Source organism: Achromobacter xylosoxidans (assembly GCF_001457475.1).
GTDB lineage: Bacteria > Pseudomonadota > Gammaproteobacteria > Burkholderiales > Burkholderiaceae_B > Achromobacter > Achromobacter xylosoxidans.
The window spans coordinates 1,411,439-1,425,460 of record NZ_LN831029.1; the positions used below are offsets into that span (position 1 = coordinate 1,411,439).

Consider the following 14,022-nt stretch of genomic DNA (forward strand, 5'->3'; position numbering starts at 1 on the left):
CCGTGACCGACGCCGTACCGATCAGCCAAGCCGACTACGACCTGCCCCTGGAAACGCTGGAGGCCCATCTGCTGGCGCAGCGCCAGCGCGCCGCCGACGTGGTCAACGCCGCCACGCGCACCTGGACCTGGATACGGCATGGTGCCTTCCTGGCTTCCATCGTCATCGTCGGCATCGAGAAGCTGACCACCGGCAAGGTGGGCGCGCACACGGCGGTCTTCGCCAGCGTGATGCTGCTGATGGCCTTGAGCTTCATCGCCGCCGCCAAGACGCGGCGCATCATCAAGGGCCTGGGCAACGGCCAGCCCACGCCCAAGTGGGTGCTCAGGCGCATGATCCGCAAGACCATCTTCAAGGGCGCCGCCAGCCTGAAGGGATCGGCGCGTTTCTACCCGGACCGCTTCGTGCTGGACCAGAACGGCAGCCATTTCGAATCCGGCTATGAAGACGACAAGATCTCGTTGATCGCGCTGACGCCGGATTATCTGCAGATCATTCCGGTGCAGCGTCCGGATGTGGCGGACGAGGTGTATTTCATTCCGCTGGCGCAGGTCAGCCAGCCCGAGGAACTGTTGAAATTCCTGGGCGGCAAACCGAATTACGTGGATGCGGCCTGAACGGCGGCGCGGGACCTATTCGTACGCCTGCTTGCCCGCCGACCACTTGAACGTGCGCTTCCACTTGCCGCCCTGCTGGCGCAGCTGGATGTCGAAGTAGCCGCCGGTCTTGCCCGGCAGCACCAGCAGCGAATTGCTGGCGTCGGATTCGTCGTGTTCGCGCGTGCCATCGGGGTTCCAGTCGCCCGCGATGCTCTTGACGAACGACATGGGCCGGGCGAACACCACCTTCAGGGTCGCGCCGTCGATGCGGAACAGGTACAGGGCCTCGAAATCGGCGCCGCCGCCCGCATAACCCTCGCTCCAGCCCGCGCGCAGGCCGAAGGCGGTGGTGTCGGGGGCGATCCTGTAGGTGGCCAGATCGAAGCGCTTCCAGCTGTCGGGCGTGGACAGCATGGGCGCGCCGGCATCCTGCATGGCCAGGTCCATGGGCGGGTCGATGTCGGTGTCGCTCCAGTCGGTCGGTTCCGTCACCGGGGCCTCGGTGCGCGCCACCAGGCGCGGCGCGGCGCCGGGCGTCGATTCGAACACGCCGACCCATATCTCGTTCCTGTCCTGGTCGCGCGACAGGTTGGCGCAGTCGCCGCCGCCGAACTGCTTGAGGCGCTCGGCCCGTTCGGCGCTGGCCGCCAGGCACACCAGCGCCACGTAGGATCCGGGGCGCTGCGGCCAGGCCTTGGCGCCCGCCAGCAGCAGGCGCGCGGGATTCTGGCCGGGCGCCAGTTGCTGCAACAGGAAGGCATTGCTGAAGCCCGCCGGCAGTTGCACGCCCAGGCCGTCGGGTCGGGGCGCGCCGCTCATCTGGCTGTCGTACATCTTGCGGGCGTCCTGGGTCTTGATGGCGCCCGGCACCTGGTCCAGGGATTGCACCCGGGTGTCGGCGCGCGTCATCGGGGCGTGCAGGGCAAGGGCCAGCGGGCAGAGCAGCAGGGCGGCGCGGATACGCATCGGCGTGACCCGGCGGCGGCCGGGCGGTCATGGAGTTGCCCGATTATCGCCGAATGCCGCTGACGCGCAGCCGTCGGCGTCAGTCCGTTTTCCAGCCCCACTTCTTGAAGATCGCGCGGCCCTCGGCGGACGCGAGGAATTCGACGAAGGCCTGCGCTTGCGGATTGGCCTTGCCGTGGCGCGTCACCACCGCGCCGGCGTCGCGGTAGATGCGGTAGGGCTCTTCCACCGCCACCACGTCGGCCAGCGTCGGATTGGACACCTGCCAGATGTTCCAGATCAGCCACGCGTCGATGCTCTTGTCCTCGGTCCACTGGCTGCGCGCCTGGGCGCTGTTGCCGGCTTCGGGCAGCACCAGGTTGGCGCGGAAGGCGCGCACCGTCTCGATGTCGCCGAGGCGGCCGGCCACGTCTTCCCACAGTCCGGTCTGGCCCGCGCCGGAGACGGCCATGACCTTGATGCCCGGCTTGAGCAGGTCCTTGAAGCCCTGGATGCCCTTGGGGTTGCCCGGCCGCACCAGGATCGCGGAAGGCCTCAGGTACAGCGTGCGCGCATCGCGCAGGTCGAACACGCCGGGCAGGGCGGCGGCGAAGCCGCTCATCATGTTCTCGGCGCCGCTGAACAGCACGTCGGCATTCTGCCGGGCCTGTTCGGCCCAGGCCGGCGTGGGGCCGGCGGTGACCTTGACCTCGATGCCGCGCTGCTTGCCAAACGCCTCGGCCGCTTCCTTCATGGCCGGGGCGGGGCCGCCCGGGCCATAGACGTTCAGGTCCTGCGCGGCCCAGGCGGCGGGGCCGGACACGGCGGCCAGCGCCAGCAGGGCGCCGGCCAGTGTCTGTTGCAATGTCGATCGATTCGATTTCATGTCGGGGATTCTCCGGCGGGCCGGCCAGCGCGCCGAGGCGCTTGGCCGGTGGGTTGGGATACGAGGCGCGGCGCCGTCGCGGCGTGGGTCCCTCCTGTTGTGGACGTTGGGGCGGACGCGAATATTCCATCGATTTCGGTCTATAGTCCCTGCCCAATGGGCGAAGAACCGAGCAGAGAGAAATCGATGGACAAGCGACTGGACCTGGAATCCCCGGCGATGCGGGAGGGCGCCGCGCATGGCGCCGGCATGGCGGCGCTGGAGCCGGTCGGACAGGACGTCGCGACACGGGATGGCGTGATGATCGAGATCGAGGCCGATCCGACGCTGGGCTACGCCTCCATCCAGAATGCGGTGCCGGTCCTGCGATCGCTGCGCCTGGTCAACCGCTCGCAGGAGACTTTCGAGAACGTCGAGGTCCAGATCCGCTGCAATCCGGCCTTCGCGCAGCCGGTGCGGCTGCGCTTCGATGTGCTGGTGCCCGGCGAAATCCGCCGCATCGCGCCGCTGGACCTGGCGCCCGACCATGGCTACCTGGCCGATCTGCAGGAAGCGCAGCGCGCCGCCATCGAGGTGACGGCGCAGGCCGATGGGCGCGAAGTGGGCCGCGCCGCGCAGCCCGTGGCGGTGCTGGCCTATGACCAGTGGGCCGGCACCCGCGCGCTGCCGGAATTATTGGCCGCGTTCTCCATGCCCAACAACCCGGCAGTGGACGGGCTCATCGGCAAGGCCGCCCGGCTGCTGCGCGAACAGCACAGCGACCTGACCATGAACGGCTACCAGTCCAAGAGCCGAGACGTGGTCTGGAAGCAGGTGTCGGCCGTCTACAGCACGCTGGCGGCCGAAACGCTGCATTACGCCGAGCCGCCCGCATCGTTCGGCATTGACGGCCAGAAGATCCGCACGCCCGACCGCATCCTGGAGGCCCGCGTGGCCACCTGCCTGGACCTGGCGATGTTGTTTTCGTCGTGCCTGGAGCAGGCCGGGCTGCGCCCCGTGATCCTGATGAAGGAAGGCCACGCCTGGGTAGGCGTGTGGCTGCATCCGGCCTGCTTCGCCGATCCGCTGACCGACGACGTGCAGGCCGTGCGCAAGCGCGTGGACAGCGGCGAATTCCTGGCCTTCGAGACCACCGGCATCGCCCAGCATCCGAGTTTCCGGCCGTCGCTGCGGCTGGCGCTGGAACAGGGCGCCGCGCACCTGCGCGAAGACGATACGTTCCGCTACGCCATCGACGTGCACCGGGCGCGCGAACTGCAGATCAAGCCGCTGCCGTCGCGCGCCGGCGCCGCGACGCCGGGCGAAGCCGATGCCACCGAGGCGCCCGCCGCCATCGAACCCACGCCCCAGCTGCCGCCGCTGGATGCGGAGTTCGTCATCAGCCTGGAGCCGGCCGACGACACGCCCGAAGGTCGCCTGGCCAAGTGGAAATCGCGCCTGCTGGACCTGACGCTGCGCAACCGGCTGCTGAATTTCAAGAACACCAAGTCGACCCTGCCGCTGGTGGTGCCCGACCTGGGACGGCTGGAAGACGCCATTGCCGATGGCGGCGAGTTCCGCATCCGTCCCTTGCCCGCTGCCTTGATGGAGGGCAGCGACCCGCGCGTGGCGCAGGTGCACGTCGACCGTGGCGGCCGCGCGCCGCTGGATGACATGGCGCTGGAGGCGCTGGGCAACAAGGAACTGATCGCCCGCGTGGCGCAGGAGGCGCTGGACGCCAACCTGCTGACCATCTTCGGCGCCGCGCGCACCGGGCTGGAAGAAGGCGGCGCCAATACGCTGTACCTGGCCCTGGGCATGCTGCGCTGGACCGAGCATCCCGCCGCCGAGAGCAGCCACCTGGCGCCGCTGATCCTGGTGCCGGTGTCGCTGCAGCGCCAGTCGGTGCGCAGCGGTTTCCGGCTGGTGCGCCACGATGACGAGACCATCATCAACCCCACGTTGCTGCAGATGCTGCGCAACAACTACGAGTTGCGCATCCCCGGCCTGGATGCGCTGCCGGCCGACGATAAGGGCGTGGACGTGGCGCGGGTGTTGCAGGCGTTCCGCCTGGCGGTGCGCGAGATCGTCGGCTGGGAAGTGCTGGAGCAGGTGCACCTGGGGATTTTCTCGTTCACCAAATACCTGATGTGGAAGGACCTGCAGGACCGCAGCGGCCAGCTCAAGGCCAACCGCGTGGTGCGGCACCTGATCGAGCACCCCGGCCAGGCTTTCGCGCAGGAACCCTGGGATCCGCGCTTCGAGCGCCTGGACGAAAGCTACCGGCCGCAGGACCTGCTGACGCCGCTGTTGTCGGATTCCTCGCAGTTGAAGGCGATCTGCGCGGTCGATGCCGGCCGCGACCTGGTGCTCGAAGGCCCGCCCGGCACCGGCAAGAGCCAGACCATCACCAACCTGATCGCGCACCTGCTGGCGCGTGGCAAGACGGTGCTGTTCGTTTCGGAAAAAATGGCGGCGCTGGAGGTGGTGCATCGCCGCCTGGCCAATATCGGCCTGGGACCGTTCTGCCTGGAATTGCATTCGTCCAAGGCGCGCAAGTCCGAAGTGCTGCAGCAGCTCGGTCGGGCGCTGGAACTGGGCGGCCAGCGCAGCAGCGATGAATGGAACCGCGAAGCCGAGCGCCTGGCGGCGCTGCGCCAGGAGCTGAACGGCCTGGTCCAAGCCCTGCATCAGCGGCATGGCAACGGCCTGACGGTCTACGACGCCATCGGCACCTGCATCCAACACAGCGGCGAGGAACCGTCGCCGCTGTCCTGGCCCGATGCCCAGGCGCATGGCGAGGACGAGCTGGCGCAGTTGCGCGAGGCGGCGCGGCGCATGTCGACGCTGTCCGGCGAACTGGGCGCGCTGCATGGCCACGCCCTGGCCCACATCGGCATGACCGGGTGGAGCCCCAGCTGGCAGGACGAGCTGCTGGCGGCGGCGCAGGCCCTGGACCGGGCGGCGGACGCGTTCAAGGCCTGCGTGGACGTCGCCGGCGCCGAACTGGGCGTGCCGGTCGCCGGCCTGGGCCTGGAGGCCTATGCGCGCCTGGATGCATTGATCGACGTATTGCTGGTGGCGCCGCGGGTGCCCACGGGCCTGGCCGCGCAGGCGCATGATCCCGCGGCGCGCCAGCGGGTGCAGGCGCTGGCCCGTCACGGCCTGGCGCGCAATGCGCATTGGGCCGAGGTCGGCGCGTCCTGGCAGGCGCGCCTGGCGGACCTGGACGGCACCGCGCTGCAGGCCGAATGGCAGGCCGCGCGTGCCGCCTGGTGGCCCAAGTCGGCCTTCGCCAAGCGGCGCCTGCGCAAGCGGCTGGCGGCGTTTCGTGTCGACGCGCGTGGTCCGGACGATGCCGCCATTGACGCGATGCTGGCGCCGCTGGCGCGGGTCAATGCCGAAGACCGGGAACTGGCGTCCCTGAAGGCCGATGCCGAACGCCTGTTGTTGAACGATTACGCCGGCCTGGACACGGATTGGGAACAGGTCGGGCGCCACGAACAATGGGCCGAACGCTTCGCCGAGGCGGTCACGCTGATGGCCGGCGATCCGGCCGCGGCCGGCGCGCTGCGCGCGCGCCTGCAACCGCTGGTGGGCGAGAATCGCGCCTTCCTGCAGCCGGGCGCCGCGCTTGGCAGGCGCCTGCTCGACACCCGCAATGCCTGGCGCGCGCTGCGCGACCAGCTTGCCGTGGTGGAGGGCCTGGCGCATCCCACCATGCCGCTGCAGGGGCAGGAACACGACGGCGGGGCGCTCGAACGCATCCAGGCCGTGCTGGCCGGATGGCGGCTGAACAAGCAGAGCCTGATGCCGTGGTGCGTCTGGCGCCAGGCGCGCGAGCAGGCCATCGGCATGCAGCTGCAGGGCCTGGTTGCGACGCTGGAGCAGGGCCGCGTGCCGCTGGCCCGGGTCGAGGCGCATTTCGAGTTCAGCTATCGCAACTGGTGGGTCAAGAAGGTCATCGACCATTCGCCGCTGCTGCGGTCGTTCTCCAGCGCCGACCACGATCGCAAGATCCGCGAGTTCCGCCAGGCCGATGACCGCTTCCAGCAACTCACGTCGGCCCATATCGCGGCATTGCTGGCCGGCAAGGTGCCGGCCAGCAATGCCGTCCTGGTCAGTCCCGACAGCGAACTGGGCCTGTTGCGCCGGGAATTGCAGAAGAAGGCCCGCCACGTGCCGGTGCGCCAGCTGATGCAGCGCCTGCCGTCGCTGCTGCCGCGCCTCAAGCCGTGCCTGCTGATGTCGCCACTGTCGGTGGCGCAATACCTGGACGCCGGCCATTCGCAGTTCGATGTGGTGGTGTTCGACGAAGCCTCGCAGATTCCGGTGTGGGATTCGATCGGCGCCATCGCGCGCGGCCAGCAGCTGGTGGTGGTGGGTGACACCAAGCAGCTGCCGCCCACCAGCTTCTTCAGCAAGTCGGCCAACGACGACGACGGCGCCGGCGACGATGGCCAGGTGGAAGACCTGGAGAGCATCCTGGACGAATGCCTGGGCGCCGACATGAACCGCCTGCGCCTGCAATGGCACTACCGCAGCCGCCACGAAAGCCTGATCACCTTCAGCAACGTGACCTACTACGATTCGCAGCTCATCACCTTCCCGTCGCCGGTCACCGACGACGTGGCGGTGCGGCTCGAGCGCGTGGCCGGCGTCTACGACCGCGGCGGCAGCCGCACCAACCGCGCCGAGGCCGAGGCCATCGTGCAGGGCATCGAGCGCCATTACCTGGACCCGGCGCGGCGCCGCCAGAGCCTGGGCGTGGTGACCTTCAACCAGCCGCAGCAGTCGCTCATCGAAACGCTGCTGGATGCGCGCCGCCGCGCCAATGCCGCGCTCGACAAGGCCATTGCGGCGCAGGCGCGCGAACCGCTTTTCATCAAGAACCTGGAGAACGTGCAGGGCGACGAGCGCGACGTGATCCTTTTCTCGATCACCTATGGGCCGGACGCGGCCGGCAAGATGACGATGAACTTCGGCCCGCTCAACGGCGAAGGCGGCCACCGCCGCCTGAACGTGGCGATCTCGCGGGCCCGCGAAGGCGTGGTGATCTACAGCACGCTGGCGCCGCAGCAGATCGACCTGTCGCGCGTGCGCGCCGCCGGCGTGCGCGACCTGAAGCACTATCTGGAGTTCGCCTTGAAGGGGCCGCGCGCGCTGGTGGCGCAGTCGCTGCCCACGGGGCGCGAGCCCGATAGCCCGTTCGAGACGCAGGTGATCAAGGTGCTGCGCGAGCGCGGCTGGGTGGTGCATCCGCAGGTCGGCTGCTCGGGATATCGCATCGACATGGGCGTGGTCGATCCGCGCGCGCCGGGGCGCTACCTGCTGGGCATCGAATGCGATGGCCGTGCCTATCATGCCGGGGCCACCGCGCGCGACCGCGATCGCCTGCGGCAGGTGGTGCTGGAAGGGCTGGGGTGGCGCCTGCACCGGATCTGGTCGACCGACTGGTGGATCAATCCCGAACGCGAAGTGGACAAGCTGCTGGCCCGCCTGGACGCGGAACTGGCGCGCGAGGAGGAAGCGCCCGCGCCCGAACCGGAGCCTGACCCGCAGCCTGGCCCACAGTCTGGTTCCGACGAGGACGACGCGGCGCAGGCGGACGACGTGGCTTTCACCATCACCACCGAGGATGGCGTGGACGCGGCCGGCTCCGGCACGATGCCGGGCCAGGCGCCGCCGCGGCCGAACACGGCGGCGGGCGCCATCACGACCTACCAGGTGACCGACCTGGCGCCGGGCGACGCGCAGGCGTTCTACGACCGCGCCAGCAATGCGCGACTGACCGCCGAGCTGCGCCAGGTGATCGAGACCGAGGGCCCCCTGCCCGAAAGCGTGCTGCATCGGCGGGTGGCGCGGGCCTGGGGCCTGGAACGCACCGGCGCGCGCATCGTCGAGCGCCTGCGCCAGCTGACGCCGGCCGACAGCGGCCGCACGCACGAAGGCGAGGTCACGTTCCTCTGGCCCGCCGGTGCGCGGCCGGCGGCGTGGGCGGACTTTCGCGGCGCCGGCGAGGACGAGGCCTCGCGCCGCCGCGTCGACGATGTCTGCCTGGAAGAACTGGCCAACGGCGTGCTGCGGGTGCTGGCCACGACCGGCAATGCGCCGCGGGCCGATGTGATCAAGTCGGTCTGCCGCCTCCTGGGCCTGTCGCGCACGCTGGCGGATGCCGAGGCGCGGCTGGGACTGGCGTTGTCGGCGCTGCAGGCGCAAGGCCGGGTGCGCGACGATGCCGGCATGCTGCGGGTGGATTGAGGCGCGGCGGGCGCCCCGTCACGCGTGGGCGCCCGCAAAGATCTGCATTACTGCGCAGAGTGTTGCGCCGGGGCGTGGCCCGTGAGTGTCAGACTGTAATTGCGGGGCGGGCCGCGATCCGCCCGCGCCGCGTACCGGGGTTGGCCGCGCCGCCGCAGGGGGAAGGCGCGGGCGGAGATGCTTGCAGGTGTCAGCCTGCGTTCAGTCAGGCGGCAAGATTTTGATACGTCCCAGGACAGAACCCGCCCATTTCGTCCATGGCGCGGACGTAGAATCCGGGTTTTCACCAGTGCCGCACGGCTGATAGGAACCCACCATGAAAAAAACAATTCTCCTGGCGTCTGTCTGCGCCGCGCTGCTGCAGGCTTGCGCACCGGTTACCACCCCTGGCGAAGGATCGTCCTCCATGTCCACTTCTTCCGCGACGCCCGCCGCGAACGCGGTGAGCCTGCCCGCCTACTACTGGCGCCTGGTGTCGGCCACCGATGCTGCCGGCAAATCCATCCCCGCCCTGCAAAAGGGTATTGAACAGCCCTTGCGCCTGTCGTTCACGGCCGATGCCCTGAACGTGCGCGGCGGCTGCAATGCGCAGTTCGGCGGCTATACCTACAAGAACGGCGTGCTGCAGGTCGCCAATCTGGCTTCCACCATGAAGGCCTGCGAGCCCAGCCTGATGACGCTGGACGCCGAGATCGGCCAGCGTCTGAAGGGCGACCTGCGCGCCACGCTCGGCGGCGATCCGGCCGAGCCCGCGCTGGAGCTGGTGACGCGGGACGGCAGCGTGCTGAAGTTCGTCGGCGAACCGACGCCGGAGACCCTGTACGGCAGCGCCGGCGAGATCATGTTCCTGGAAGTGGCGCCCAAGCGCGCCGACTGCAGCCATCCCATGATTCCGCGCTACCAGTGCCTGATGGTGCGTGAGCGCCGCTACAACGACGCCGGGGTGCAGCTGCCGCCGCAGGAAGACTGGCATCCGCTGTACCAGTCGATCGAAGGCTACGATCACCGCGATGGCGTGCGCACCGTGCTGCGGGTCAAGCGCTACGACTGGAAGAACCCGCCGGCCGACGCGCCGTCGAAGGTGTACGTGCTGGACATGGTGGTCGAGCAGGACGCCTCGGGCAAGAAGAAGTAAGCACCTGCCGCGCCCGATCGGGCGCGGCCTCCCAGGGCCCCGGGGCGACTACGCCGAACGTTCGGCGTCTGCCGGCGAGGCCCCATCCGCGCGGCAGAACGTGATCTGGAAGCTTCCAGGCAGTTCGAAGGCGACGTGATGCCGCACTTGCGGCGCGATCAGCACGCGCTGTCCGGCGGCCAGCACCACTTCGGTGTGCGGCGGATCGTCCAGCGTGTAGCGCAGCACGCCGCTGTACACGGTCAACAATCCCCAGGTTCCCGCCTTGGTCGTATGCGCGGCGCGCAATGCGGCGGGCAGGTTGTCGGGCGTGAACATGGGGCTGTCGCGGTAGGGACGCACGTTCGCGGGCAGGGTATCCGGCAGGCCGGGCATGGCGTGCCGCTGCTGCCAGACGTGCCACAGCTTGGCGGCGATGCGTTCGGCCATGGCGTCGGCCTGCGCCTGCAGCAGCGGCGGCCCGACTTCCGCGGTGACCTGGTGGAACAGCGCCAGCCAGCGCTGGAACAGTGGCCATGACAGGTCTGGAATGCGGGCGTGCGCCGGAATCGGCGCGCCCTTGAAGCGGCGCGTGCCCAGCAGCAGCGCGGACCAGAAATCACACAGCATGGCCAGGTGCGCATCCCAGTCGGTCACGCGCGCGTCGAAGATAGGCGCCAGCGTGTCGTCCTGGCGCACGCGGGCATAGAACCGGTGGACCAGGCGGCGGATGTCATCCTCGCTGATCGGCGCGGCGGGAAGGTCGGGGAAATCGGGCGGCATGATGGGGCAGGGGGCAAGACCAGTCCCATTGTCGGCCGGAGGGGAGGGCGGCGCCGATGACGAATGTCATTGGCGGGCCCGGCATCACGGCCGGCGTCGCGGCGCGCCGGGCGTGGCAGCCGGCCGTCAGAACGGCCGTTTGGCCGTCGTCGCCAGTTTTTCCAGGTAGGCCGGCGTGTGCAGTATCCATTCGCGGCGCTTGCCGCTGACATGGCCCTGGGTCTGCCAGTCGTTCAGCAGGCGGCTCAGGGTTTCGGCGCGGATACCGAGGTGCGCGGCCAGCTGGCGCTGGTTCAGCGGCAGCGTCACCGTGTCGCCCTGGCGCTCGCGCAGTCCCATCAGATAGTTGGCCAACCGCTCCGGCGCGGAGCTGGACGTCATCCAGTCGACCCTGTTGACCTGGTCGTAGAGGTTCTTGCTCAGCCCTGCCAGCAGCGCCAGCGCCAGGTCCGGCCACTGGCGGCAGGCCTCGTGCAGCCGGCGACGGCACAGCCGCCAGCCCTGGAAAGCCGTGCGCGCCCGCGCCTGCATCGGATAGCGGCCATGCGGCATGAACATGGCGGCATGGGCCATCAGCGTGCCCGGCTCGAACACGCGGAAGACGCGTTCGTCGCCGTTGTAGCCATAGCGCATGACCTCGGCCTGGCCGTGGCCCACCAACAGGTAGTGGCGGGCGACGTCGCCTTCGCCGAACAGGATCTGTCCGGCTTCGGCGCGCAGCGGCACGGCGTCGCCCACCAGGTACGTGGCGACTTCGGCGACCGCCGGCGGCGGCAGGCTGCGCAGCAGCGGATGGCGGGCGAGCAGGTCCGCCGCGACCGGGTCGGGCAGATTGATATTTGTCATTCTGGGTCTTTGCGCGTGAATGGGAAAATTTTAAACGATAACAATTCCCATTTGAAATTCCATGAAGAACATCCCGACGCGCCGCCGTTTCTGCGCCGCAGTCAGCGCCGCGGCGCTGCTGCCGCGCTGGGGCGTGGCCGGCCCCCGTCCACGCGCCACGCTCACGCTGGCCGGGCCTGGCGCCGTGGTCAGCTATCCGTTGATGCACATGGCCGCGACCGGCGCCCTGGCCGGGCAGGCGGACGCGGTGCGCTTTCGCCTGTGGCAAAGCGCCGACCAGCTGCGCACGCTGCTGGTGAACGGCGACGTCGACTTCAGCGCCGCGCCCAGCACGCTGCCGGCGCTGTTGCGCAACCGCGGGCTGCCGGTGCGGCTGCTGAACATCTCGGTGTGGGGCATTCTCTGGCTGGTCAGCCGCGACCCCGCCATCCAGTCGTTCGAGGACCTGGCCGGCCGCGAGCTGGCGGTGCCATTCCAGCGCGACCTGCCGGCGGTGCTGCTGGATACGCTGCTCGAGGCCCAGGCCGCGCGCGGTCTGGCGCCCGTCAGGCTGCGCCGCACACGCGACGGCCAGGACGCGATCGCGCTGATGCTGGACGGCCAGACCGAACAGGCGCTGCTGGTCGAACCCATGGCGTCGCTGCTGCTGTGGCGGGCGCGGCAGCAGGCTGGCGCGTCCACGTTGCACCGCGGTCCGAGCCTGGAGCAGGCCTGGCGCGCCGCGTTCCCCGCGCAGCCTGCCTTGCCGCAGGCGGGCATCATGGCCGCCGCGGGCGTGGCCGACGACGTGGCGCTGTGCCAGGCGGTCGACACGGCCTATGCCGCGTCCGCGCGCTGGTGCATGGATCATCCGGCCGAATGCGCGGCGTTGGTGCGCGAGCATCTGCCGCACATGCCGCAGGCCGCCCTCGAAGCCGCGATCCGCCAGACGCGCCTGCGGAGCCGCAGCGCTCGCGAGGCGCGTGCCGACATCGAGGCCCTGTACCAGTTGCTGGCCAACCGCTATCCCCAGGCCATCGGCGGCGGCCTGCCGCCGGTCGGCTTCTACGGGCCATGAGCGGCCCGCGTTTTTCGCGCCAGGGGGCGCCGGCCCTGCGCACCTCGCGCGCCTGGAGCGCGGCCGGCGTGCTGCTGCTGTTGCTGGCCTGGCACCTGGCCGCGCGCCAGCTCGGGCCGCTGCTCATGGCGACGCCCTGGGAGGCGCTGCGCGCCATCGGCCCGCTGGTGCGCGGCCCGCAATTCTTCGCCAACGCTGGCGTCAGCCTGATGCGCATCGGCGTCGGTGTGCTGGCCGGCGCATCGCTGGGTTTCGCGCTGGGCATGCTGGCCGGCCACAGCGCCCGCCTGCGCGGCCTGATCGAGCCCCTGCGCTGGCTGCTGATGGCGATGCCGCCGGTGGTCGTGGTGGTGCTGGCAATGCTGTGGTTCGGCCTGGGTTCGTCGATGGTGATCTTCATCACCACGCTGATGATGGCCCCGGGCATGTATGTCAACACCGTCAAGGGCATGCTGCACGTGGATCGCAAGCTGATCGAGATGACGCAGGTCTACCGCTATGGCCCCTGGCTGCGCTTGCGGCACCTGTACCTGCCCGCGCTCAGCGCGCCGTTGCTGGCGGCGCTTCTGATCGCCGCCTGCGGCGGCGTGCGGCTGGTGGTCATGGCCGAGGTGCTGGGCGCCGAGAACGGCGTGGGCTACGCGCTGGCCAATGCCCGCAGCACCTTCGACACGGCCGAACTGTATGCCTGGGTGCTGCTGATCCTGGGCCTGGTGGCCTTGTTGGAATTCGCCTTCCTGCAACCGCTGCAGCGGCGCCTGGGGCGCTGGATGGAGCCGAGCCATGCTTGAGTTGCGCGGCCTGTCCCTGCGTTATGGCGCGCAATCCGTGTTGCGCGATGTCGACCTGCGCCTGCGTCCGGGCGAGCGGTTGGGCCTGATCGGCCCCAGCGGCGCCGGCAAGAGCAGCCTGTTGCGCCTGGCCGCCGGCTTGGCGCGGCCCAGCGGCGGCTCCTTGCGCAACGATTTTCGCCACGCCGCGCTGATGTTCCAGGAACCGCGGCTGCTGCCCTGGCGTCACGCGTTGGACAACGTGGCGTTGCCGCTGCGTGCTGCCGGCCATGCGCCCGCCAGGGCGCGGGCGCTGGCAGCGCAATGGCTGGTCCGGGTGGGGCTGGACGCGGCGATGCAGTCGTGGCCGGGCGAGTTGTCGGGCGGCATGGCGCAGCGTGTCGCCCTGGCCCGCGCGTTGGCGCTGGGACCCGACCTGCTGATGCTGGACGAACCCTTCAGCGCGCTCGATCCGGCGCTGCGCCGCCAGCTGGCCGCCAATTGCCGCGAGGAATTGGTCCGCAGCGGCGCGGCCTTGCTGTGCATCAGCCACGACCCCGAGGAATTGCTGGGCCTGGTCGACCGCTGCGTGCTGGTGCGGCAAGGGAGCGTCATTGCCATCGAGCCGGACGCCACTGGCGCCTTGTCGGCCGTGCGCCTGCGCGCCCTGTTGCTGGAGGCCGGCGCCGGGCCGTGACGCGGCCATTGCCAGGATTTCCGTCTTTCCGATTTCCCCGTTCGCCGGCTCCGCCATGAACGCTCTTTTGTTTCCTTGCTACGTG

10 protein-coding genes are annotated in these 14,022 nt (G+C 69.8%); 6 read left to right on the plus strand and 4 right to left on the minus strand.

Translation table 11 applies throughout. The features are described from left to right. The first annotated feature begins 2 nt into the window (after nt 1-2). A complete protein-coding gene (locus tag AT699_RS06465) occupies nt 3-617 on the plus strand; it encodes a hypothetical protein (protein WP_006389143.1) in 615 nt (204 codons plus the stop codon). A 15-nt stretch (nt 618-632) separates the two neighbouring features. Here the strand turns inward: AT699_RS06465 and AT699_RS06470 are convergent, their stop codons facing one another. Next, on the minus strand, nt 633-1,565 hold the full coding sequence (locus tag AT699_RS06470) for a hypothetical protein (RefSeq protein WP_024068032.1): 933 nt from the start codon (nt 1,563-1,565) through the stop codon (nt 633-635). A 79-nt stretch (nt 1,566-1,644) separates the two neighbouring features. Next, nucleotides 1,645-2,430 carry an extracellular solute-binding protein gene (locus tag AT699_RS06475; RefSeq protein WP_020924802.1) on the minus strand — a complete coding sequence of 262 codons (786 nt, stop codon included), beginning with the start codon at nt 2,428-2,430 and terminating at the stop codon, nt 1,645-1,647. 186 nt (nt 2,431-2,616) lie between these two features. On the opposite strand from AT699_RS06475, the gene AT699_RS06480 reads away from it, so the two are divergent. Beyond that, a complete protein-coding gene (locus AT699_RS06480) occupies nt 2,617-8,670 on the plus strand; it encodes a DUF3320 domain-containing protein (protein WP_024068033.1) in 6,054 nt (2,017 codons plus the stop codon). A 406-nt stretch (nt 8,671-9,076) separates the two neighbouring features. Further along, a complete protein-coding gene (locus AT699_RS06485; protein ID WP_024068034.1) occupies nt 9,077-9,805 on the plus strand; it encodes an META and DUF4377 domain-containing protein in 729 nt (242 codons plus the stop codon). Between the two features lie 48 nt (nt 9,806-9,853). Here the strand turns inward: AT699_RS06485 and AT699_RS06490 are convergent, their stop codons facing one another. Both AT699_RS06490 and AT699_RS06495 read right to left on the minus strand, forming a co-directional pair. After that, nucleotides 9,854-10,567, minus strand: coding sequence for a DUF1971 domain-containing protein (locus AT699_RS06490; protein WP_020924798.1), 714 nt, complete (start codon nt 10,565-10,567; stop codon nt 9,854-9,856). A 126-nt stretch (nt 10,568-10,693) separates the two neighbouring features. Further along, nucleotides 10,694-11,413: a Crp/Fnr family transcriptional regulator gene (locus tag AT699_RS06495; RefSeq protein WP_024068035.1), complete on the minus strand. Its 720-nt coding sequence runs from the start codon at nt 11,411-11,413 to the stop codon at nt 10,694-10,696. Nucleotides 11,414-11,474: 61 nt separating this feature from the next. On the opposite strand from AT699_RS06495, the gene AT699_RS06500 reads away from it, so the two are divergent. Genes AT699_RS06500 through AT699_RS06510 form a run of 3 tightly spaced genes read left to right on the plus strand, consistent with a single transcriptional unit; the run spans nt 11,475 to nt 13,937 of the window. Next, the gene (locus tag AT699_RS06500; protein WP_024068036.1) at nt 11,475-12,470 is read left to right on the plus strand and encodes an ABC transporter substrate-binding protein; all 996 of its coding nucleotides are present in this window, start codon (nt 11,475-11,477) and stop codon (nt 12,468-12,470) included. After that, a complete protein-coding gene (locus AT699_RS06505) occupies nt 12,467-13,261 on the plus strand; it encodes an ABC transporter permease (protein WP_024068037.1) in 795 nt (264 codons plus the stop codon). The genes AT699_RS06500 and AT699_RS06505 overlap by 4 nt, the downstream gene beginning before the upstream one ends. Then, a complete protein-coding gene (locus AT699_RS06510) occupies nt 13,254-13,937 on the plus strand; it encodes an ABC transporter ATP-binding protein (protein WP_006389153.1) in 684 nt (227 codons plus the stop codon). The genes AT699_RS06505 and AT699_RS06510 overlap by 8 nt, the downstream gene beginning before the upstream one ends. Nucleotides 13,938-14,022: the final 85 nt, after the last annotated feature.

Coding starts and splice junctions, on each gene's coding strand:
- AT699_RS06470 (WP_024068032.1), bottom strand. CDS start 1,565: ATGCGTATCCGCGCCGCCCTGCTGCTCTGCCCGCTGGCCCTTGCCCTG.
- AT699_RS06475 (WP_020924802.1), bottom strand. CDS start 2,430: ATGAAATCGAATCGATCGACATTGCAACAGACACTGGCCGGCGCCCTG.
- AT699_RS06480 (WP_024068033.1), top strand. CDS start 2,617: ATGGACAAGCGACTGGACCTGGAATCCCCGGCGATGCGGGAGGGCGCC.
- AT699_RS06485 (WP_024068034.1), top strand. CDS start 9,077: ATGTCCACTTCTTCCGCGACGCCCGCCGCGAACGCGGTGAGCCTGCCC.
- AT699_RS06490 (WP_020924798.1), bottom strand. CDS start 10,567: ATGCCGCCCGATTTCCCCGACCTTCCCGCCGCGCCGATCAGCGAGGAT.
- AT699_RS06495 (WP_024068035.1), bottom strand. CDS start 11,413: ATGACAAATATCAATCTGCCCGACCCGGTCGCGGCGGACCTGCTCGCC.
- AT699_RS06500 (WP_024068036.1), top strand. CDS start 11,475: ATGAAGAACATCCCGACGCGCCGCCGTTTCTGCGCCGCAGTCAGCGCC.
- AT699_RS06505 (WP_024068037.1), top strand. CDS start 12,467: ATGAGCGGCCCGCGTTTTTCGCGCCAGGGGGCGCCGGCCCTGCGCACC.
- AT699_RS06510 (WP_006389153.1), top strand. CDS start 13,254: ATGCTTGAGTTGCGCGGCCTGTCCCTGCGTTATGGCGCGCAATCCGTG.